The following is a 20,722-nucleotide window of genomic DNA, read 5'->3' as shown; positions in this document are numbered from 1 at the left end:
CAGACCGCAAGGAACAGGAGCAGCGCAACGTGAGTGTCGTGCCTGCGGAGGCCGTGTCCGTCCGGGCGCGGGCGGGGAGGGCGTCGTCCGACGACAGCGGGGCCGCGCCGCTCGGCTCGCGCGCCCGGCTGCTGCCCGCGCTGGCCGCCGTCTACCGGGCCCAGCTGTCCCGGGCCCGGGTGGCCCGGATCCCGCTGCTCTTCGTGGCCACCTTCCAGAGCGTCGGGATCATGGTGCTGATGCGCGGTGTGGTCGACGGCGGCGCCGAGGCCCGGGCGGTCGTCGCCGGGTCCAGCGTGCTGGTGGTGGCCTTCGTCGCGCTCAACCTGCTCGCCCAGTACTTCGGCCAGCTCCGCGCGAGCGGCGGCCTCGACCACTACGCCACCCTCCCGGTGCCGCCCGCCGCGGTGGTGCTCGGCGCGGCGGGCGCGTACGCCTCGTTCACCGCGCCCGGGACGGTCGTCACGGCAGTGGTGGGCAGCGCGCTCTTCCAGCTGCCGCTGACGAACCTCTGGGTGCTGATCGCGGTGATCCCGCTCGCCGGAGCCGCGCTGGCCGGTCTCGGGGCCGCCCTCGGCCTGCTCGCACCCCGCCAGGAACTCGCCACGCTGCTCGGGCAGTTGGGGATGTCCGCGGCGCTCCTCCTCGGGGTGCTGCCGGCCACCCACCTGCCCGGCCCGGTGATGTGGGCCCGGGATCTGCTGCCCTCCACCTACGGAGTCGAGGCACTGGCCCGGGCTTTCGACGCGCAGCCGGACTGGGCGGCCGTCGGCGGCGATCTCGCCGTCTGCGCGGCCGTGGGAGTGGCCTCACTGGCCGTCGCCACCTGGGCCTACCGCCGGGCGGCCGTCCGGTGACCCGCCCGGACCTCCCTCCTGCGACGCCCGCCACCCCTCCGGCCTGGCACGATGGCGGTGTGAGCGCACCGATGACACCGCATGAACCACCCCCGCCCGGCGGTTGGCCCCCGCCGGAGACCGGCGTCGGCGGACCGGACGGTTCCGCGGACGCGGAACCGCTGGGAACCGAGGTGCGGCGGGCCGCGCTCGTCGCCCTGGGCCTCGCCGTCGCCGGCGTGCTGCTGGGGCTGCTCTGGCTCTGGCTGGCACCCCGGATCCCGCTGTTCACGGACGGCAAGGCCGTCTACGTCAAGAACCCCGAGAGCGAGGAAGCGATCGGCGCGGACGGCACGTTCGTGCTGCTCGGCCTGGGGTTCGGGGCGCTGAGCGCCCTCGTGGTCTTCTGGCTCTTCCGGCGCGGTGGCATCCCGCTGGTGGTGGGGACGGCGGTCGGCGGACTGCTCGGCTCCGTCGTCGCCTGGCAGCTCGGCGCCTGGCTCGGCCCGGCGGACGCCGTCGAACAGGCACGGGCGCTCGGCAAGGGCGCCGTCTTCGACTCCCCGCTGGAGCTGCAGGCGAAGGGCGCGCTGCTGGCGTGGCCGATCGCCGGGGCGCTTGTCCACCTGGCGATGACCGCGCTGTTCGGGCCGCGTGACCCGGAGCCCACGCACCCGATGGGGTACTGAGGCCCTGCCCTCCGGACCGCCGGGCGGCGCGCGCAACCGTGCACGGTCCGGCGTCCCGGTGCGGGTACCGCGGGCTGCCCGCCCGCGTTTCCGTCGTCGCTGCCGGGGCTCGGCAATGCCGGCGGCCCGGGCGCCGCGCCCCGGGCCCCACGCCTCGGGACGTGGTCAGTCGCGGCCGATCGGCGCGGTCACGGCCTCCGTGAGGGCGGCCAGGTCGGCGGGGGAGAGCTCGATCTCCAGGCCCCGGCGGCCCGCCGAGACACAGACCGTGGCGTGCTCCGCGGCGGAGGTGTCCAGCACCGTCGGCAGCTTCCGCCGCTGCCCCAGCGGTGAGATGCCGCCCCGGACGTACCCGGTGGCCCGCTCGGCCGCCGCCGGGTCCGCCATCACCGCACGCTTGCCGCCCGTCGCCGAGGCCAGCGCCTTCAGGTCGAGCGACCCGGCGACCGGCACGATCGCCACCGTCAGCGCCCCGTCGACCTCCGCGAGCAGGGTCTTGAACACCCGCGTCGGCTCCACGCCCATCGCCTGCGCCGCCTCCTCGCCGTACGAGGGGGCGGCGGGGTCGTGCTCGTAGGAGTGCACCGTGAACTCCCGGCCCGCCGCGGTCAGGGCGACGGTGGCGGGGGTGCCGCCCGACTGCTTCTGCTTCTTCTTCGCCACGGTGCGGGCGCCTCCGTTCGGTTGGGCCGGTTGTTCAGGTCGGGCCGGTTGTTCGGGTCGGGCCGTTCTTCGGGCCGGGCCGTCGTTCGGCCGGGCCGGTCACTCAGCAGGACACGGTCGTTGAGCCGGGCCGTCGTTCAGTGGGGCCGGTCGTTCGGCCGGGAAGTTCGGACGGGCCGGGTCATTCGGACGGGCCGGGTCATTCGGGCGGGCCGGGTCGTTCGGCCGTCGTTCAGTTGGGGCTCGTGGGCTTGCGGGTGAGATCCGCCGCGGGCAGCGACGGGATGTTGCGGATCATGGAGCTCTCCGAGCGCAGGATCCGCAGCTCCTGCCGCAGCCGGTCCGCCGTGTCGGGCGCCTCCAGCAGCGACTGCTTGACCGGGGTGTCGAGCACCGCGGCCGCGGCGACCAGGTACGACAGCACCGACGGCTCGTCCGGCAGCTCCTGCTCGGTGCTCAGCGACCGCTCGTTCGCCCCGGCCAGCCGCTTCTGGTACGTGCGGAAGGCCCGCAGGACGCCCGAGGCGAGCGCGCCCGCGCCCTCGCCCTGCTCCTCGGGGAGCGACTCCAACTCGCCCACCAGATAGGGGCCTGAGGCGTCCACGGACGTCAGCCGGAACCGGGTGGTGCCGGTGGCCAGGACGTCGAAACCGCCGTCCTCCTTCTCCCGGATGGTGGCCGCGTCCGCGACACAGCCGACCCCGTGGAAGGCCTGGATCGGGTCCTCCCCGAAGCCGGCCGCCGGGCCGCGCTCCGGCAGCGCGGTGGCGTCCGGCATGCCCGGAGCGCTGGGGGCGACTTCACGGCCGTCGCGGATCGCCACCACCGCGAACCGGCGCGGCGCGTCCTCGTCGAGTTTCAACAGGTCGCGCATCATGGCGCGATACCGCTCCTCGAAGATGTTCAGCGGCAGGACGAGGCCCGGGAACAGCACCGAGTTCAGCGGGAAGAGCGGCAGGCGTGCGATGGTCACAACGGTCAAGCCTAATGGCCGGGGCCGTCGGCGCTGCCGGGCCGTCGCCGCAGAGGCAGCGTGGTGGCCAGCTGGATCCGGACACCGTCGCGCAGATCGAGGAACTGGCCGAGGGGATCGTTGGAGACATGGCTCCACGGAAACGCGGTCGCGAACGGGCCGATCCGGCGGAACTCCTCCAGCGCCTCGGCCCAGCGGCCCCGGGCGACCAGGGCGTAGGCGAGCAGATTGCGGACCTCGGCCGGCCAGGGGTCGCCGGACGCGTAGCGGGCGGACAGCCCGATGGCCCGGTCGGTGGCGGCGTCGATCCAGTCGTCGGTCGAGGCGCTGTCCCACTGCGCGTCACCGGGACCGTCCGTGCCACCCGGACCGTCGGCGTCACCCGGACCCCCTGTGCCACCCGGGCCCGCTACGTCGCCCGGACCCGCTGTGCCACCCGGACCGGCTACGTCGCCCGCGCCGGGACTGCCGCCCATCGGGCCGCCCCCGCCCCCGCCCCCGTCCCCGTCCCCGTCCCCGTCGTTCCAGCTCCCCGGAGCCACGTGTCCCGGAACCCCGCGCCCCGGAATCCCGGGCCCCGGAACTCCGCGCTCCGGAACTTCCCTTCCCGGAAGCCCGCCCCCCGCGTCCGTCCACCGTGCGTCGGCCGGTCCGGGCTCCGGCCGTGCCGCGGTGGCGGACCGGAACCACGCGGAGCGCAGCCACGCCTCGCCGCCCCCGCCGGAGTCCGGGCAGCCCCCGGCCGCCGTCGTCTCGATCCGGCCGCCCGGCGCTGCCCCTTCCCCGGCCAGCACCGGGAACGCCGCCCGGAGCGGCAGCGCGTGCAGCAGGGAGCCCGGCAGCGCCTGCTCCGCCGCCCGTTCCGCGAACGCGAAGCCGGCCGCCGACGAGCCGGACCACTGGAGCGCCGCGACATGGCAGCCGTAGTGGTGCGGCGACCGCGAGACGGCCTCCTTCCACAGCACCTCGAAGTCCGCGCGCGCCGCGTCGGTGCCACGGGCGTGGTCCAGCGCGATCCGCCAGGGCACCGGGTCGCGGGGACCGGCCTCGGCGGCGGCGTCGATGAGCGGTGCGGCCTGCCGGAGCTCCGCCGCGCGGCACGGCCGCCGCCACGCCTCCCGGACGGCCAGCTCCGCCCGCAGGAGTAACGCGTCCGGGTCGCGCGGCGCGCCGGCCAGCCAGCCCGTCAGCCAGTCCGACCGGGACTGGGCGAACACCGCCAGCCGGCCCGCGTAGCGGTCGCGGGACTCCCACTCACCGGCCTCCCGGGTGGCGGCGAGCAGGGCGGCGGCCGCCCGGTGGTCGCCGCGGGCGGCGTCGGCGACGGCAGGGGCGAGCCGTTCGTCGGGCGCGTCGAGCAGCACCTCGTCGTCCGGCGTCAGACCGGCGGCCAGCGCCGGTGTGTGGCGGATCATGCGCGCAGTACTGATCAGGGCGCGGAGGAAGACCATGGAGCCTCCGGCTGTAGGCGGCAGGACTCATGCCGCTCATGTATTGAAACCGCAGGTCGGAGCCGTGTCAGCGCGATTGGGTGACGCTTCGATATCAGCAGAAAGGTTGCCCGCGGAATGGCCAAGGCCGGGTAAAAGTCACCCGAACGTGGCCGCCTCCCACCGGCAGGGGTGAAGCCTCCCACCGGCAGGAGTGAAAGGGGCCGCGATCCGCAACCGGACCGGGCACCCCCGCTCTCAACTGCGCCGCAGCAGCCGCGACGCCCCCGCCGCCACCGTCGTGGCCAGGATCCAGCCGAGCACGACCAGCATCGCCGCCGCCCACTGGTACCGGCCCTCCGGCTTCCAGTAGCTGTCCTGCCCGAGGTCGATCACCGGCAGCAGCAGGTCCAGGGCGTACAGCGCGGCGTTCCAGTGCGGCGACTCGCCGTGCTTGAGCTCCGCGGGCGGATGCCGCGCGAACAGCAGCGCCCCGCACGCCCAGAGCACCGCCATCCAGACCGTCGCCCGCCCCGGCTTGTAGCCGTAGGCCACCGTCCAGTCCTGGAGGTACCCCCACGCCTTCCCGGCCGGCGGGAGGGTCTCCCGGCGCCTGCGCTGCTTGGCCAGCAGCACCTGCCGCGCCTCTGCGTCCTCACCGCAGGCCCGCAGCGCGTTCGCCAGCTGCTCGTACGGCTCCGGGGCGTACTCCGGGGTCGCCGCCGCCACCCACTCCAGCCGCCGGGCCAGCGGGAAGTGGCCGCGCGGGATCAGGGTCTCGTAGGAGAACCCGGCCATCGACAGCCCGCCCGGACCCGGCCAACTGGTCGACTTGTCGACCAGGTTGACGATCCGGGCGCCGGACAGCACCACCCGGCCTCGCGCCGGCCGCTCGCCCAGGAACCGCAGTTCCGGCGTCTGGATGCGGCGCAGCGACACCTCCTGGTCGGCCTCCAGGACGAACCGCGCCTGGTAGAAGTCGACCGCGTCCCCGAACCGCCCGTCGTCCAGCCGGACACCGCCCTCGCACTCGAAGCGCTGCATCCTGGTCCCGCGCATCGGGGTGTTGGTGATCCCGTACGGCGGCGTCGAGCCGGTGGTGAACGGCGAGCTGCTCAGCCCCGCCGCCGTCATGTACAGCGTGCGCTCCACCGTCAGCTGCGGGGCGTTCAGCGCCCACCGCCCGTACGGATTGCGCAGCCGGCTGCCGCGCAGGCTCAGCGACACGCCGATCTGCGCCCCGCGCATGCTGATCTCGCCGAAGGCCTCGATCATCTCGGCCTGGAGGTCCTGGGCGATGGTCAGCCCGTCGGCCGCCAGCGCGCGCCCCTTGCGGTCCTTGTGCACCGTGAGCTGGTTGAGCAGCAGATCGGTCCCGATGTGCGCGTCGGTGAGCCGGATGCCGTTGCGGACGGTGCAGCGCGGCAGATGGAGATCGCCCTCGGTGGCCAGCCGGGCCCCCTCCAGCCGGGGTATGGAGCAGCTGACCAGGCGCAGCGTCGAGAAGCGGCACTCCGGCAGCAGCACCTGCCGCTCGAAGCGGCAGCCCTGCAGCTCGACGTAGGGCTCCACGGTGCCGCCGGACAGATCCAGGGTCCCGGTGATGTACGCGCCGGTCAGCTTGAGCGAGGCCACCCGGCCGGGCTGGGCGGCCGGCCCGGAGAGCAGCAGCAGCGCGATCACCCGGGCCCGGACGCTGCGGTCGGGCCCCCAGGGGTGACCGCCGTTCGGATCGTCGTAGACGGGATTGCGGGTGCGAAGATCGTGTGTACTGCCGTTGCGGAACGCCTGCCACATGCCCCACTCCGCAGTGGTCAGCTCAAGTCCCGCCGGTGGCTCGCCGTTGTCTGGCACGGACACCTCCGCACCCCTTCCTGCGCCGCACGGCCGGTCCGGCTCGTACAAGCTCCCTATTCCCATTCCGTAACGGGCTGAACGCTAGCGGTCAGGAGTTACGGGACGATCAAGACCTGCCTCGTATCAGCCACTGATACGGGCGGCCGGGCCGCGGACCGCGTCTGAGACAATTGACCGCGTGCTGCAATCACTCCCCATGGCCCGAATCGATCTGCGCGGCGACGCCCTCCCCGACGGCGCCGCTCTGCGCGATCTCCTGCCCCGCGCCGAGTTCGACGTCGAGGCGGCGCTGGAGAAGGTGCGCCCGATCTGCGACGACGTGCGCCATCGCGGCACCGCGGCGCTGATCGACTACGCGCAGCGGTTCGACGGCGTGGCGATCGAGCGGGTGCGGGTTCCGGCCGAGGCGCTCACCCGCGCCCTGGCGGAGCTGGACCCGCAGGTCCGCGCGGCCCTGGAGGAGTCCATCCGGCGGGCCCGGCTGGTCCACCGCGAGCAGCGGCGCACCGACCACACCACCCGGGTCGTCCCCGGCGGCACCGTCACCGAGCGCTGGGTGCCGGTGGAGCGGGTCGGCCTGTACGTCCCGGGCGGCCTCGCGGTCTACCCGTCGTCCGTGGTGATGAACGTGGTCCCGGCCCAGGAGGCCGGTGTCGAGGGCATCGCGGTGACCTCTCCGCCGCAGCGCGAGTTCGGCGGCCTGCCGCACCCCACGATCCTCGCCGCCTGCGCCCTGCTCGGCGTCGACGAGGTGTACGCCGCGGGCGGCGCCCAGGCGATCGCGATGTTCGCCTACGGCACCGAGGAGTGCCGCCCGGTCAACCTGGTCACCGGCCCCGGCAACATCTATGTCGCCGCCGCGAAGCGCCTGCTCAAGGGCCGTATCGGCATCGACGCCGAGGCCGGGCCGACCGAGATCGCCGTCCTCGCCGACGCCACCGCCGACCCGGTGCACGTCGCCGCCGACCTGATCAGCCAGGCCGAGCACGACACGATGGCCGCGGCCGTCCTGGTCACCGACTCCGTCGCGCTGGCCGAAGCCGTCGAGACCGAGCTGCGGACCCAGGTCGCCGCCACGAAGCACCGCGAGCGGATCGCCGAGGCCCTGGCGGGCCGGCAGTCCGCGATCGTGCTGGTCGACGGCGTGGACGAGGGGCTGCGGGTGGTCGACGCCTACGCCGCCGAGCACCTGGAGATCCAGACCGCCGACGCCGCCGCGGTCGCCGCCCGGGTGCGCAACGCCGGCGCGATCTTCGTCGGCCCCTACGCCCCGGTGTCGCTCGGCGACTACTGCGCCGGCAGCAACCACGTGCTGCCCACCGGCGGCTGCGCCTGCCACTCCTCCGGCCTGTCCGTGCAGTCCTTCCTGCGCGGCATCCACGTCGTGGACTACACCCGCGACGCCCTCGCCGAGATCACCCCGCTCGTGGTGACCCTCGCCGAGGCCGAGGACCTGCCCGCGCACGGCGCCGCCCTCAAGGCGCGCTTCACCGACAAGCCCGGTGCCGGCGGAGAGCCCGGCACCCCCCGTGACCGAGAGGTTCCGCAGACCAAGTGACCGGGATCGACGACCTGCCCATCCGGGACGAGCTGCGCGGCAAGTCCCCGTACGGAGCGCCACAGCTCGACGTACCCGTACGCCTGAACACCAACGAGAACCCCTACCCGCTCCCCGAGCCGCTGGTGCGGCGCATCGGCGAGCGGGTCACCGAGGCCGCCCGGCACCTCAACCGCTACCCCGACCGGGACGCGGTCGAGCTGCGCACGGCGCTCGCCGCCTACCTCACCCGTACCGCCGGGCACGCGGTGGAAGCCGCCAACGTCTGGGCCGCCAACGGCTCCAACGAGGTGCTCCAGCAGCTGCTCCAGACCTTCGGCGGCCCCGGCCGCACGGCGATCGGCTTCGAGCCCTCGTACTCGATGCACGCGCTGATCTCCCGCGGCACCGGCACCGGCTGGATCTCCGGGCCCCGGAACGACGACTTCACCATCGACGTCGACGCCGCGGTCCGGACCATCGGCGAGCAGCGGCCCGACGTGGTCTTCATCTGCTCCCCGAACAACCCGACCGGCACCGCCGTCGACGCCGGGACCGTCCTCGCCCTGTACGAGGCGGCGCAGGCCGCGAAGCCCTCCCTGGTCGTGGTGGACGAGGCCTACGGCGAATTCAGCCACGGCGACTCGCTGCTGCCGCTGATCGAGGGCCGCCCGAACCTCGTCGTCAGCCGCACCATGTCCAAGGCCTTCGGCGCCGCCGGACTGCGGCTCGGCTACCTCGCCGCCCACCCGGCGGTCGTCGACGCCGTGCAGCTGGTCCGGCTGCCGTACCACCTGTCGGCCGTCACCCAGGCCACCGCGCTGGCGGCGCTCGAGCACACCGATACGCTGCTGGGGTACGTGGAGCAGCTCAAGACCGAGCGTGACCGCCTGGTCACCGAGCTCCGGGCGATGGGCTGCGAGGTCACCGACTCGGACGCGAACTTCGTCCAGTTCGGCCTCCCCCGCAGCCTCAAGGGCGTGGGAGGTACCCCCACCGACGACGCCCATACCGTTTGGCAGGCCCTGCTCGACCACGGTGTGCTGGTCCGTGACAACGGCGTCCCCGGACGGCTGAGGGTCACCGCGGGCACCCCCGCCGAGAACGACGCGTTCCTCGACGCCGTACGCGCGGTGATCAAGGAACGCAGCACGAAGGAGAACCGATGAGCCGTGTCGGCCGCGTGGAGCGCGCCACCAAGGAGACCTCCGTCCTCGTCGAGGTCGATCTCGACGGCACCGGAAAGGTCGATGTGTCGACCGGTGTCGGCTTCTACGACCACATGCTCGACCAGCTCGGCCGCCACGGCCTCTTCGACCTCACCGTGAAGACCGACGGCGACCTGCACATCGACAGCCACCACACCATCGAGGACACCGCCCTCGCCCTCGGCGCCGCCTTCAAGCAGGCCCTCGGCGACAAGGCCGGCATCTACCGGTTCGGCAACTGCACCGTCCCGCTGGACGAGTCCCTCGCCCAGGTCACCGTCGACCTCTCCGGCCGCCCCTACCTGGTGCACACCGAGCCGGAGAAGATGGCGCCGATGATCGGTGAGTACGACACCACCATGACCCGGCACATCCTGGAGTCGTTCGTCGCGCAGGCGCAGATCGCCCTGCACGTCCACGTGCCGTACGGGCGCAACGCGCACCACATCGTCGAGTGCCAGTTCAAGGCCCTCGCCCGCGCGCTCCGCTACGCCTGCGAGCGGGACCCGCGCGCCGCCGGAATCATCCCCTCGACCAAGGGCGCTCTGTGAACACCCTCTCGACCGTCCTCATCGTCGTCGGTCTGTTCCTGCTCGGTGGCGTCTACTCCTTCGCCAAGCAGAAGCTGCCCAGGGGCGTCATCGTGCTGCTCGGACTCGCCTCGGCGATGTGCCTGGTCGCCGGTGTGATGCGGCTCCAGGGGGTGTGGGCATGACCGGGACCGCGAAGAGCGTCGTCGTCTTCGACTACGGATTCGGCAACGTCCGCTCCGCCGAGCGCGCCCTCGCCCGGGCCGGCGCCGACGTCGAGATCACCCGCGACTACGACAAGGCCATGGCCGCCGACGGACTGCTCGTCCCCGGCGTCGGGGCCTTCGCCGCCTGCATGGCCGGGCTCAAGGAGGCCCGCGGCGACTGGGTCGTCGGCCGGCGCCTGGCCGGCGGCCGCCCCGTCATGGGCATCTGCGTCGGCATGCAGATCCTCTTCGCCCGCGGCATCGAGCACGGCATCGAGACCGACGGGCTGGACGAGTGGCCCGGCACCGTCGAGCCGCTGCGCGCCCCCGTCGTCCCGCACATGGGCTGGAACACCGTGAAGCCCGCCGAGGGCTCCCGGCTCTTCGCCGGCCTCGAAGCCGACAGCCGCTACTACTTCGTGCACTCCTACGCCGTGCGCGACTGGGACTTCGAGACCGGCAACGCCGCCCTGCGCGCCCCCCGGGTCACCTGGTCCACCCACGGCGAACCGTTCGTCGCGGCCGTCGAGAACGGCCCGCTGTGCGCCACTCAGTTCCACCCCGAGAAGTCCGGCGACGCCGGCGCGCAGCTCCTGCGCAACTGGCTCGACACGCTATGACCTCCGGCGCCCGCAGCGGATCCGCCGGCCCCCACGGCGCACCAGCCGGGGCCGGCGGGGCCGCGGCGGGCCGCCTCCGCCGGCCGCAACCTCCCTCACCGTAAGGTCCCGCCATGAGCACCCACCGCCTCGAACTCCTCCCCGCCGTCGACGTCCGCGACGGCCAGGCCGTCCGCCTCGTGCACGGCGAGTCCGGCTCCGAGACGTCCTACGGCGACCCGCTGGAGGCCGCCCTCGCCTGGCAGCGGGCGGGTGCCGAGTGGCTGCACCTGGTCGACCTCGACGCGGCGTTCGGCACCGGCGACAACCGTGCGCAGATCGCCGCGGTCGCCCAGTCCATGGACATCAAGGTGGAGCTCTCCGGCGGCATCCGCGACGACAACACCCTCGCCGCCGCCCTGGCCACCGGCTGCACCCGGGTCAACCTCGGCACCGCCGCCCTGGAGACCCCCGAGTGGGTCGCCAAGGTCATCGCCGAGTACGGCGACCGGATCGCCGTGGGCCTGGACGTCCGCGGCACCACGCTCCGCGGCCGCGGCTGGACCCGCGACGGCGGCGACCTCTACGAGACGCTCGCCCGCCTCGACTCCGAGGGCTGCGCCCGGTACGTCGTCACCGACATCGCCAAGGACGGCACCCTCCAGGGCCCCAACCTGGAACTCCTGAAGAACGTCTGCGCCGCCACCGACAAGCCGGTGGTCGCCTCCGGCGGCGTCTCCTCCCTCGACGACCTGCGGGCCATCGCCGGTCTGGTGCCGGAGGGTGTGGAAGGCGCCATCGTGGGCAAGGCCCTCTACGCCAAGGCATTCACCCTCGAAGAGGCGTTGGAGGCAGTGTCCGGATGAGCGATGCCGTGCAGCGAGTACAGTCCGACAGCCCGTGGGAGGAGACGATCGGCTTCGCCCGCGCGGTCGCGGCGGGGGACCGGGTCATCGTCTCCGGCACCATGCCGTTCACCGGCAGAGTGCTGCAGGGCGAGGGCGACCCGTACGAGCAGGCGAAGGCCGCGTTCCGCAACGCGCTCACCGCGCTGGAGAAGTTCGGCGTCGGCGCCGAGAGCGTCATCCGCACCCGTATGTACCTCACCCACGCCCGTGACGTGGACGCGGTCGGCCGCGCCCACAAGGAGCTCTTCGACGCCGTACGCCCGGCCGCGACCCTCGTCGTGGTCTCCGGCTTCGTGGACTCGCGGGTGCTGGTCGAGGTCGAAGTAGAAGCATTCAGAGGAGCCAGCAGCTCATGACCCTCGCGGTCCGAGTCATTCCCTGCCTGGACGTCGACGGCGGCCGGGTCGTCAAGGGCGTCAACTTCCAGAACCTGCGCGACGCGGGCGACCCCGTGGAGATGGCGAAGCTGTACGACGCCGAGGGCGCCGACGAGCTCACCTTCCTCGACATCACCGCCTCCTCGGGGGACCGCGAGACCACCTACGACGTGGTGCGGCGCACCGCCGAGCAGGTGTTCATCCCGCTGACCGTCGGCGGCGGCGTCCGCACCACGGACGACGTCGACAAGCTGCTGCGGGCCGGTGCCGACAAGGTCGGCGTCAACACCGCCGCCATCGCCCGCCCCGAGCTGATCCAGGAGATCGCCGAGCGGTTCGGCCGGCAGGTCCTCGTCCTGTCGGTGGACGCCCGCCGCTGCCCGGAAGGCACGGTGACCGACTCCGGCTTCGAGGTCACCACCCACGGCGGCCGCCGCGGCACCGGCCTGGACGCCGTCGAGTGGGCGCACCGCGCGGCGGAGCTCGGCGCGGGCGAGATCCTGCTCAACTCGATGGACGCGGACGGCACCAAGGACGGCTACGACACCGCGATGATCGAGGCGGTCCGCGCCCGCGTCACCATCCCGGTCATCGCCTCGGGCGGAGCCGGCAAGCTGGACGACTTCGCCCCGGCGGTCTCCGCGGGCGCGGACGCGGTCCTCGCCGCGTCGGTCTTCCACTTCGGCGACCTGCGCATCGGCGAGGTCAAGAACACCCTGCGGGCGGCGGGGCACCCGGTGCGCTGAGGGGGCTGCCGCGGCGGGCCGTTGGCGGAGGTGACGGGCGGGAGCGCTGCTCCCGCCCGGTCCGGAGGCTCGCGCGGTGCGGGGAACTACGGGAGGGGCCCTCGGCCGGGCTCCTCCCGCAACGTTTCGTCGCCGCTGTGCTGTCAGTGGCTGTCCCTACGCTTCCTCATGTCACTGACGGCAGGAGGAGGCCCATGACCGCCGAGGACAGGACGATGAAGCGCATCGAGGAAGCCATCGGTCTGCAACACGCGGGTGATCCCGAAGGCTCCCGACAGCGGTTCACCGAGATCTGGGAGGAGACCGGCCCGGACGGCGATGCCTTCCACCGGTGCGTACTCGCCCACTACATGGCCGATCTCCAGCAGAATCCACAGGACGAACTCGCCTGGGACCGGCTTGCCCTGGAGGCTGCCGACTCGGTCACCGACAGCAGGGTGCAGGAGCACCACGCCTCCTTGTCGATACGCGGGTTCTATCCGTCCCTGCACCTCAACCTCGCTGCGGATCACCACAGGCTCGGCGACTACGCACAGGCCCGCGCCCACGTGGCCCTGTCCCGGCAGCACATGGACGCTCTCCGGGACGACGACTACGGCCAGGGCATCCGATCGGCCGTGCAGCGGCTCGAATCCCGGCTCGCGGCGGCAGAAGCCGAGGGGTGCACCACATCACCGGGAGCCCGGGTGAGCGATGACGGAGTGTCGACGAACGACCCAACGCGGACCTGACACCCCACCCGGGCCGGGGGCGGGCACCGTATCCGGGTACGCACGCGCAGGGCCGGCCCGCGCATCCGCGCCGGCCGGCCCGTGGGCTGTTCCCGGGAGCCTCCGCTAGAGCGCCACGCCCAGCTTCGCCTCGTACGCTCGGGCCACCGCTTCCTTGTCGCCCTCCAGTTCCACCCGGGCCACCTCCTGGCGGCCGAAGGCGAACAGCAGCAGTTCGCCCGGCTCCCCGGTCACCGTCACCACGGGGGTGCCGCGGTGGGCGACCACGGTCCGGCCGTCGGGGCGGCGGAGCACCAGGCCGACCGGGGACCTGCGGCCCAGCAGTCGTGCCACCTTCTCCAGGCGGGACCAGAGGGCGTCCGAGAACACCGGGTCCAGGTCCCGCGGATTCCAGTCCGGCTGCGCGCGGCGCACGTCCTCGGCGTGGATGAAGAACTCCACGGTGTTGGCGGCCTCGTCGATCTGCTTCAGGCCGTACGGCGAGAGGGCGGGCGGTCCGGTACGGATCAGGTGGAGGAGCTCCTCGTACGGCTTGGCGGCGAACTCCGCCTGCACCCGCTCCAGTCGCGGGGCGAGGGGCTTCAGCAGTATCCCCACCGCGGCGTCACCACGGCGCTCGCGCACCACCACATGGGCGGCCAGGTCGCGGGTGTTCCAGCCCTCGCAGAGCGTCGGGGCGACCGGGCCCGCGGACTCCAACAGTTCAGCGAGGAGCAGACGTTCACGCTTCGCATGGGTCGACATGCGGCCAGCGTACGACCGGCACCCCGGCCTCGCCACGGCGCCGCGCGGGCACTTCCGGGAGAGCGTGCCGCGGTGCCGGCGCCCGGAGCGGGGCGCGGCTCAGCTCGCCAGCGGGCCGGTCATCTTCTTCCCGTCGGGCCCGTCGCTCAGGGTCAGCGCGCAGGAGATCCGCTTCTCGTCCCGTATGCGGTAGGTCTGCAGGGACGGGTAGAGGGCGTAGCTGTAGTACTGCCGGCCGTCCTCCGGCACGGACTTCATCCGGGACGTCACCGCCTTCTCGCACAGCTTCAGGGACTTCTCCTGGAGCCCGCGCTCGGAGGAGAAGTCGCCGCTCAGCGTGGCGTTGGCGACGACCTCGCCGTCGTGCGCCGTGCGGCAGGAGCGGGTCTCGATCTCGGAGACGGACGGGTCGAGCGCCGGGTGGTCGAAGCACTGGCCCGGGGAGAGCGCGACGAACGGCACCAGATCGCCCGCGGACGGCGCGGCACTGGACGGAGCCGCCGAGGGCGAGGCCTGACCGCCCGCGCCGGGGGCGCCCGGCCGCCGTTCCGCATCCGCCGTGCGGCGGCTGTCCGGCTTGGCGTCGGCGCGGGCGCCGCCGTCGTCCGAGCCCAGGAAGAGCAGAAAGCCGCCCACGGCCAGCCCGGCCGCCAGCACGCCCGCGATGAAGATCCCAGCGATCTTCGGCCCGTTGGGCCCGCCCGGGCCGGACGGACCGGTGCCTCCGGGAACGGGTGGCGGGTAGGCCGCGTAGTCACTCCGGGGCGGGCCGTACGCCTGCGGCGGGCCGAAACCGCCCCCCTGCGCCGGACCGTATCCGGGGCCCTGGCCGCTCCCCTGTGCCGGGCCGTAACCCTGGCCGGCCCTCTGTGCCGGGCCGTGCCCCGGGGCGGATCCGAAGCCCTGCGGCGGCCCGAAGCCACCCGCGGAGGGTTGCGGAGCGTTGTGCGGCGGGGGCGGAGTGGTCATGCCGGAAGCATGCCGCACCGCACTGACATCCGGCTCATCGGGTCGTGGAATCCAGTCGAGTTGGCGGTGAACGGGAGGTGGCCGACAGACGGAACCGGCGGGTCCGTGACACCGCACCGCGACAGCGGCACCCGGTCCGTCCCCGCACCCCGGGCGCCGGACGGGACGAACAGGCCGAACGGGGCGAACAGGCCGGACCGGCCGGGGAGGGCCGGCGGGCCGGCCGGCGGCGCACCACGGCCGTCCGACGCGGCACAATGGACCGCATGTCCAGCACCGCACGCCCCTCCGGCCTCGACCCCGCCATCGTCGCCCGCCTCAAGCGGACCGACGACGGGCTCTTCCCCGCCGTCGCCCAGCAGTACGACACCGGCGAAGTGCTGATGCTCGGCTGGATGGACGACGAGGCGCTGCACCGCACGCTCACCACCGGCCGCTGCACCTACTGGAGCCGCAGCCGCGGGGAGTACTGGGTCAAGGGCGACACCTCCGGCCACGTCCAGCACGTGAAGTCCGTGGCCCTCGACTGCGACGCCGACACCGTGCTGGTCAAGGTCGACCAGGTCGGCGCCGCCTGCCACACCGGCGACCGCACCTGCTTCGACGCCGGGGACCTCCCCCTGGGCCCCCGCGTCTGACAGGGCCTGTGCCCAACGGTCCGGCCGTCGGCCACGATCCGGGGCAACTAGGATCCAGGATCATGAGCACGGGCGCTGTCACGATGGACCTCGAGACCTTCCGCAAGCTGGCGGCCGACCGCCGCGTCATCCCCGTCAGCCGCAGGCTGCTCGCGGACGGTGACACACCGGTCGGCCTCTACCGCAAACTCGCGGCGGAGCGCCCCGGCACGTTCCTGCTCGAATCCGCCGAGAACGGCCGCTCCTGGTCCCGCTACTCCTTCGTCGGTGTCCACAGCGCCGCCACGCTCACCGTCCGGGACCGGGAGGCGCACTGGCTGGGCACCCCGCCCGTCGGCGTCCCCACCGACGGCGACCCGCTGGACGCCCTGCGCGCCACCGTCGAGGCCCTGCACACTCCCCGCGACCTGATGGCCGACGGCGGGGACGGGCACCTGCCGCCGTTCACCGGCGGCATGGTCGGTTACCTCGGCTACGACATCGTGCGCCGGCTCGAGCGCATCGGGGACAGCACCCGGGACGACCTCGGGCTGCCCGAGCTGACCATGCTCCTGACCTCGGACCTCGCCGTCCTCGACCACTGGGACGGCACCGTCCTGCTGATCGCCAACGCGATCAACCACAACGCCCTCGACTCCGGCGTGGACGAGGCCTACGCGGACGCCGTCGCCCGCCTCGACGCGATGACCGCCGACCTGTCGCGGCCCGCGCCCGCGAGCGCCGCGCCGCTGCCGCCCTCGCAGCTGCCCCCGTTCTCCGCGCTCTGGGGCGGGCCCGCCTACCAGGACGCGGTCGAGGACATCAAGGAGCGCATCCGGGCGGGCGAGGCGTTCCAGGTGGTGCCCTCGCAGCGGTTCGAGACGCCGTGCCCCGCGTCCGCGCTCGATGTCTACCGGGTGCTGCGCGCCACCAACCCCAGCCCGTACATGTACCTCTTCCGCTTCCCCGGCATCGACGGGGCCGAGGGCTTCGACGTCGTCGGGTCCAGCCCCGAGGCGCTGGTGAAGGTCGAGGACGGCCGCGCGATGGTCCACCCCATCGCGGGCACCCGGCCGCGCGGCGCGACCCCGCAGGAGGACGCCGCCCTCGCCGAGGAGCTGCTCGCCGACCCCAAGGAGCGCGCCGAGCACCTGATGCTCGTCGACCTCGGCCGCAACGACCTGGGACGCGTCTGCGAGCCCGGCAGCGTCGAGGTCGTCGACTTCATGTCCATCGAGCGCTACAGCCACGTCATGCACATCGTGTCGACCGTCGTCGGCCGGGTGGGGGAGGGCCGGACCGCCTTCGACGTGCTCACCGCCTGTTTCCCGGCCGGAACCCTCTCCGGCGCGCCCAAGCCCCGGGCGATGCAGATCATCGAGGAGCTGGAGCCGACCCGCCGCGGGCTGTACGGCGGCTGCGTCGGCTACCTCGACTTCGCCGGGGACTCCGACACCGCGATCGCCATCCGTACCGCCGTGCTGCGCGAGGGCACGGCGTACGTCCAGGCGGGAGCGGGTGTGGTCGCGGACTCCGACCCCGTCGCGGAGGACACCGAGTGCCGCAACAAGGCCGCGGCCGTGCTCCGCGCCATCGCGATGGCGAGCGGCCTGGAAGCGCGATAGCGGCCGGAAGGACCACGTGCGGCGCCCCCGGTCGGTGCCCGGCCGACGCGCTGCCGAGGGGCCGGCCCGGCGCCCGGCGGGGGGCCGCGTGACGGGGAGCCGTCCGGACGCGGGATAGTGGTGGGGTGAGCGCCGTACCCCAGCCCCGCACCGAAGCCGCCGAGACCCGGCCCGCCGAGCCCGCCGCCCGCGCCGGCGGCGGGCGGCGCAGTCTCGCCGTCGCCCTGCTGATCGGCGCCCTGGGCGCCGCGCTGGTGCTGCTCACCGGGGCCCAGACCTGGGGCGAGGGCAGGACCGGCGCCGGGCAGGGCTCGCTCCCGGTCTCCGCCGACGGCCGCGACGTCACCGGCCTGCCCGCCGCGCTCGCCGTCGTCGGCCTCGCCGCGCTCGTCGCGGTCCTCGCCGTACGCCGCCTCGGCCGGACCGCGGTCGCCGCCCTGCTCACGCTCTGCGGCGCCGCGATCGTCCTCACCTCCGTCCTCGGGGCGACCGACACCGACGCGCTGCGGGCCGAGGCCGCGAAGGCCACCGGACTCGCCGACGCCGGGGTCGCACACGTCAGCCACACGGCCTGGCCCTGGCTCTCCGCCGCCGGCGGGGTCCTGCTGCTGCTCGCGGGGCTGGTCGCGCTCCGGTACGGCCGCGGGTGGCCCGCCATGTCGGGCCGGTACGAGCGGGCGGAGCGCCCCGCCCGGGGCCGTACGCCGGCCGCCGCCGACCCCGACCGGCCCGAGGAGCTGTGGAAGGCCCTCGACCGCGGCGAGGACCCGACCCGCGGGGACTGACCACCGCCTGTATGCCCGCGGGGACTGATCGCCGCCTGGATGGATCCGGGCGGGGACTGATCACCGCCCGTTCGCGGGCGGTCGGCATGCCGTCGGCAAGGATCCGACTCGCGGGGGACCGGATCTCTTCGGGTGTTCCCGGCCCGCCCGCCCGCCGGTTCCCCGACCGGCACGCCGGCCCCTTCGCCGCCAGGGCGGCACGACCGGTCCCCGGGCGACCGGGGAGCCGACAGCGGATCGGCGGCGGGGACACGTCCCACCGGCAGCGGGCCGCCGACCGATCCACGACTGATCCGGTTGGGCCGACCCCCGCTCACACCCGCCCCATGCGTCGGGGAGAATGAGCCTGAGCTTTCACCGCACCCCGACCCGGGGGCCGTTCCCCGTGGACTTCAGTCCCGGGGAACGACACTGCAACGAGGAGTACTCATGGCGGGCAACAGCCACGGACACACCCCGGCCGCCTGGACCGGCGTCACCATCGCCTTCATCGGCTTCTGCATCTCCGGTGCCTGCACGGTCGCGGCCCAGCCCCTCGGCTTCGTGGCGGGCCTCGTCGTCGTCGCCATCGGTGGCATCGTCGGCCTGGCGATGCGCGCCGCGGGCATGGGACAGCCCAAGTCCACCGCGGTTCAGCGCCCGCAGGCCGCCCAGCCGCAGAGCTGACCGCGAGCGGGCCTCTGAACCGCCGCGTCCCGGCCGGAGCCGCCGCCCCGGCCGGGACGCGGCGGTTCCGGGCGGGGACGCCCGGGTACGGCCCCGCTCCGCCGGTGGACGGACCCGGACCGTCCACGGCCCGTACCGTCCACGGCCCGTACCGTCCGCGGGCCGTGCTGAGCTGCGCCGTCCGCCGTCTGCGAGGACACTCGGCGGTGTGACCGACGAATCCGTGGAGCAGCCCCACAGCGCGGCGCCCCGCACCGCGGTGCCCGGCGCCACAGCGCCCCGCACGGCAGCGACCGCGCCCGGTCGGCCGGCCGGTGCTCCCGGTCCGGCGCGGACCGGCCGGGGGGCCGCCGTGGTGCCCCCGCTCGCCGTCCTCGCCGGAGTGGTCGCGGCCTTCGGCTGGGTCGCCGCGGTGGATCCGAACGAGCCCGGCCACTACCCCGCCTGCCCGCTGCTCCGCTGGACCGGTGTCCACTGCCCCGGCTGCGGCGGTCTGCGCAGTGCCCACGCCGTCGCCCACGGCGATCTGGTCACCGCGCTCCACGCCAACGCCCTGGCGGTCCTGGCGTACGCCGGGTTCGCCGCCTTCCTCGCCGTCTGGCTCGTCCGGGCGGCGACCGGGCGCCCCCTGGAGCTGCGGCCGCGCCCCGTCCACGTGTGGTCGCTCGCGGCGCTGGCACTGCTCTTCACCGTTGTCCGGAATACGCCCCTCGGAAGGGGGCTGGTGCCATGAGGCCGACCGCGCCGGGCGCTGCGGAAGTTGCGCTGGTCCAGCGGAATGTCCAGGTCGTGGGACCGTCGTCCACCGGATGCGGGACCTCCGCCTTCGGCCGGATACCATCGCAGTGCCCCAGGAAGCACCGGATGGGGCAGCGCCTTCAGGGCGCCGACCGATTGCTCAGGACCGGAAGGGGGCCTCTCGCGTGAGTGTGCTCGACGAGATCATCGACGGAGTCCGCGCCGACCTCGCCGAGCGGCAGGCGCGCGTCAGCCTCGACGAGCTCAAGGAGCGGGCCGCGAAGGCTCCCCAGGCCAAGGACGGCGCCGCCGCGCTCCGCGGTGACAGCGTCAAGGTGATCTGCGAGGTCAAGCGCTCCAGCCCGTCCAAGGGTGCGCTCGCCGCGATCGCCGACCCGGCCGGGCTCGCCGCCGACTACGAAGCGGGTGGGGCGGCCGTCATCAGCGTCCTCACCGAGCAGCGCAAGTTCGGCGGCTCGCTGGCCGACCTCGAGGCCGTCCGGGCCAAGGTCGACATCCCGGTGCTGCGCAAGGACTTCATCGTCACCTCCTACCAGCTGTGGGAGGCCCGGGCGTACGGCGCGGACCTCGCCCTGCTGATCGTGGCCGCCCTCGACCAGGAAGCCCTGGTGTCGCTGATCGAGCGGGCCGAGTCCATCGGGCTCACCCCGCTCGTCGAGGCGCACGACGAGGAGGAGGCCGAGCGGGCGGTGGCCGCCGGAGCGCGGATCGTCGGCATCAACGCCCGCAACCTCAAGACCCTCGAGGTGGACCGCGGCAACTTCGCGCGGATCGCGCCGGAGATCCCGGACCACATCGTGAAGATCGCGGAATCGGGTGTGCGCGGGCCGCACGACCTGATCGCCTACGCGAACGAGGGCGCCGACGCCGTGCTGGTGGGCGAGTCGCTCGTCACCGGGCGGGACCCGAAGGCGGCCGTGGCCGACCTGGTGGCCGCCGGTGCGCACCCGGCCCTGCGGCACGGGCGGGGCTGAGACCGTCGTGCACGCCTACGCCCGGTTGGCTCGCGGCTGCAGGCCGCGGGGCTGTCGCGCGCCTGCGCGGCGGGTGCGGGGGCGCCGGGTGCGGTATGTGATCGGCTGTGAGCCGGGGCAGGTCAACGGGATGCGATGGCGTCGGGCGACTGCGCTTTAGCCGTCCGGCTCGGGCTGTGGGGTCGCGCCTGCGGGGTCGTTTCCCCGGGGGCGCTTCTGCGGGCTTCAGCGAGGTTGTGCGGGGCGTTCGTGGTTGCTGGTGTTGTGCTGCCGGTCGTTGCGTAAGTGACGGT

At 73.9% G+C, this 20,722-nt stretch carries 24 protein-coding genes; 18 read left to right on the top strand and 6 right to left on the bottom strand.

Annotated features, from left to right (window positions below; genetic code table 11):
- The first annotated feature begins 29 nt into the window (after positions 1–29).
- Both ACFYYR_RS22180 and ACFYYR_RS22175 read left to right on the top strand, forming a co-directional pair.
- On the top strand, positions 30–857 hold the full coding sequence (locus ACFYYR_RS22180; protein WP_388856095.1) for an ABC transporter permease: 828 nt from the start codon (positions 30–32) through the stop codon (positions 855–857).
- 59 nt (positions 858–916) lie between these two features.
- Positions 917–1,525 (top strand): hypothetical protein, encoded by a 609-nt coding sequence (locus ACFYYR_RS22175; protein WP_388856092.1) that lies wholly within the window; start codon positions 917–919, stop codon positions 1,523–1,525.
- A gap of 165 nt (positions 1,526–1,690) precedes the next feature.
- Here the strand turns inward: ACFYYR_RS22175 and ybaK are convergent, their stop codons facing one another.
- From ybaK to ACFYYR_RS22155, 4 genes are all read right to left on the bottom strand, one after another.
- Entirely contained in the window at positions 1,691–2,188 is a 498-nt protein-coding gene (gene ybaK, locus ACFYYR_RS22170) for a Cys-tRNA(Pro) deacylase (RefSeq protein WP_388856090.1), read from the bottom strand.
- A 232-nt stretch (positions 2,189–2,420) separates the two neighbouring features.
- Positions 2,421–3,161 (bottom strand): LON peptidase substrate-binding domain-containing protein, encoded by a 741-nt coding sequence (locus tag ACFYYR_RS22165; protein ID WP_388856088.1) that lies wholly within the window; start codon positions 3,159–3,161, stop codon positions 2,421–2,423.
- Positions 3,162–3,172: 11 nt separating this feature from the next.
- Positions 3,173–4,576, bottom strand: coding sequence for a hypothetical protein (locus ACFYYR_RS22160; protein WP_388856085.1), 1,404 nt, complete (start codon positions 4,574–4,576; stop codon positions 3,173–3,175).
- Between the two features lie 273 nt (positions 4,577–4,849).
- A complete protein-coding gene (locus tag ACFYYR_RS22155) occupies positions 4,850–6,451 on the bottom strand; it encodes an oxidoreductase (protein ID WP_388856083.1) in 1,602 nt (533 codons plus the stop codon).
- A gap of 193 nt (positions 6,452–6,644) precedes the next feature.
- Between ACFYYR_RS22155 and hisD the strand changes: the two genes are divergently transcribed.
- The 9 genes from hisD to ACFYYR_RS22110 all read left to right on the top strand — a co-directional run bounded on the left by hisD (position 6,645) and on the right by ACFYYR_RS22110 (position 13,290).
- On the top strand, positions 6,645–8,006 hold the full coding sequence (hisD, locus tag ACFYYR_RS22150; protein WP_388856315.1) for a histidinol dehydrogenase: 1,362 nt from the start codon (positions 6,645–6,647) through the stop codon (positions 8,004–8,006).
- A complete protein-coding gene (locus ACFYYR_RS22145; protein WP_388856081.1) occupies positions 8,003–9,154 on the top strand; it encodes a histidinol-phosphate transaminase in 1,152 nt (383 codons plus the stop codon). The genes hisD and ACFYYR_RS22145 overlap by 4 nt, the downstream gene beginning before the upstream one ends.
- The gene (gene hisB, locus ACFYYR_RS22140; RefSeq protein ID WP_351512823.1) at positions 9,151–9,744 is read left to right on the top strand and encodes an imidazoleglycerol-phosphate dehydratase HisB; all 594 of its coding nucleotides are present in this window, start codon (positions 9,151–9,153) and stop codon (positions 9,742–9,744) included. Before ACFYYR_RS22145 ends, hisB begins: the two co-directional genes overlap by 4 nt.
- Positions 9,741–9,908 carry a hypothetical protein gene (locus ACFYYR_RS22135; RefSeq protein ID WP_388856078.1) on the top strand — a complete coding sequence of 56 codons (168 nt, stop codon included), beginning with the start codon at positions 9,741–9,743 and terminating at the stop codon, positions 9,906–9,908. The genes hisB and ACFYYR_RS22135 overlap by 4 nt, the downstream gene beginning before the upstream one ends.
- The gene (gene hisH / locus ACFYYR_RS22130; protein ID WP_388856075.1) at positions 9,905–10,549 is read left to right on the top strand and encodes an imidazole glycerol phosphate synthase subunit HisH; all 645 of its coding nucleotides are present in this window, start codon (positions 9,905–9,907) and stop codon (positions 10,547–10,549) included. The genes ACFYYR_RS22135 and hisH overlap by 4 nt, the downstream gene beginning before the upstream one ends.
- A 113-nt stretch (positions 10,550–10,662) precedes the next feature.
- Positions 10,663–11,394, top strand: a complete 732-nt coding sequence (priA, locus tag ACFYYR_RS22125) for a bifunctional 1-(5-phosphoribosyl)-5-((5-phosphoribosylamino)methylideneamino)imidazole-4-carboxamide isomerase/phosphoribosylanthranilate isomerase PriA (protein WP_388856072.1) — start codon at positions 10,663–10,665, stop codon at positions 11,392–11,394.
- Complete coding sequence (locus ACFYYR_RS22120) at positions 11,391–11,792, top strand: RidA family protein (protein ID WP_388856069.1); 402 nt, start codon at positions 11,391–11,393, stop codon at positions 11,790–11,792. The genes priA and ACFYYR_RS22120 overlap by 4 nt, the downstream gene beginning before the upstream one ends.
- On the top strand, positions 11,789–12,559 hold the full coding sequence (hisF, locus tag ACFYYR_RS22115) for an imidazole glycerol phosphate synthase subunit HisF (RefSeq protein WP_388856066.1): 771 nt from the start codon (positions 11,789–11,791) through the stop codon (positions 12,557–12,559). The genes ACFYYR_RS22120 and hisF overlap by 4 nt, the downstream gene beginning before the upstream one ends.
- Positions 12,560–12,753: 194 nt before the next feature.
- Entirely contained in the window at positions 12,754–13,290 is a 537-nt protein-coding gene (locus tag ACFYYR_RS22110) for a hypothetical protein (protein ID WP_388856063.1), read from the top strand.
- A 105-nt stretch (positions 13,291–13,395) separates the two neighbouring features.
- Here the strand turns inward: ACFYYR_RS22110 and ACFYYR_RS22105 are convergent, their stop codons facing one another.
- Positions 13,396–14,034, bottom strand: a complete 639-nt coding sequence (locus ACFYYR_RS22105; RefSeq protein ID WP_388856059.1) for a TIGR03085 family metal-binding protein — start codon at positions 14,032–14,034, stop codon at positions 13,396–13,398.
- A gap of 99 nt (positions 14,035–14,133) precedes the next feature.
- Positions 14,134–15,003: a hypothetical protein gene (locus ACFYYR_RS22100; RefSeq protein WP_388856056.1), complete on the bottom strand. Its 870-nt coding sequence runs from the start codon at positions 15,001–15,003 to the stop codon at positions 14,134–14,136.
- A 266-nt stretch (positions 15,004–15,269) separates the two neighbouring features.
- Between ACFYYR_RS22100 and hisI the strand changes: the two genes are divergently transcribed.
- The 7 genes from hisI to trpM all read left to right on the top strand — a co-directional run bounded on the left by hisI (position 15,270) and on the right by trpM (position 20,589).
- Positions 15,270–15,641, top strand: a complete 372-nt coding sequence (gene hisI / locus ACFYYR_RS22095) for a phosphoribosyl-AMP cyclohydrolase (protein WP_388856053.1) — start codon at positions 15,270–15,272, stop codon at positions 15,639–15,641.
- A gap of 62 nt (positions 15,642–15,703) precedes the next feature.
- A complete protein-coding gene (locus tag ACFYYR_RS22090; protein WP_388856050.1) occupies positions 15,704–17,245 on the top strand; it encodes an anthranilate synthase component I in 1,542 nt (513 codons plus the stop codon).
- 125 nt (positions 17,246–17,370) lie between these two features.
- Positions 17,371–18,030: a TIGR02234 family membrane protein gene (locus ACFYYR_RS22085; protein ID WP_388856047.1), complete on the top strand. Its 660-nt coding sequence runs from the start codon at positions 17,371–17,373 to the stop codon at positions 18,028–18,030.
- Positions 18,031–18,459: 429 nt separating this feature from the next.
- On the top strand, positions 18,460–18,696 hold the full coding sequence (locus ACFYYR_RS22080) for an HGxxPAAW family protein (protein WP_388856044.1): 237 nt from the start codon (positions 18,460–18,462) through the stop codon (positions 18,694–18,696).
- Positions 18,697–18,955: 259 nt separating this feature from the next.
- On the top strand, positions 18,956–19,429 hold the full coding sequence (locus ACFYYR_RS22075) for a DUF2752 domain-containing protein (protein WP_388856312.1): 474 nt from the start codon (positions 18,956–18,958) through the stop codon (positions 19,427–19,429).
- A 190-nt stretch (positions 19,430–19,619) separates the two neighbouring features.
- Positions 19,620–20,429: an indole-3-glycerol phosphate synthase TrpC gene (gene trpC / locus ACFYYR_RS22070; RefSeq protein ID WP_388856041.1), complete on the top strand. Its 810-nt coding sequence runs from the start codon at positions 19,620–19,622 to the stop codon at positions 20,427–20,429.
- On the top strand, positions 20,395–20,589 hold the full coding sequence (trpM, locus tag ACFYYR_RS22065) for a tryptophan biosynthesis modulator TrpM (RefSeq protein ID WP_388856038.1): 195 nt from the start codon (positions 20,395–20,397) through the stop codon (positions 20,587–20,589). The genes trpC and trpM overlap by 35 nt, the downstream gene beginning before the upstream one ends.
- Positions 20,590–20,722: the final 133 nt, after the last annotated feature.

The organism is Streptomyces sp. NPDC001922 (assembly GCF_042891165.1).
Lineage (GTDB): Bacteria > Actinomycetota > Actinomycetes > Streptomycetales > Streptomycetaceae > Streptomyces.
The sequence above is the reverse complement of the archived record's forward strand: the minus strand, read 5'-3'. Positions and strand labels throughout refer to the sequence as shown.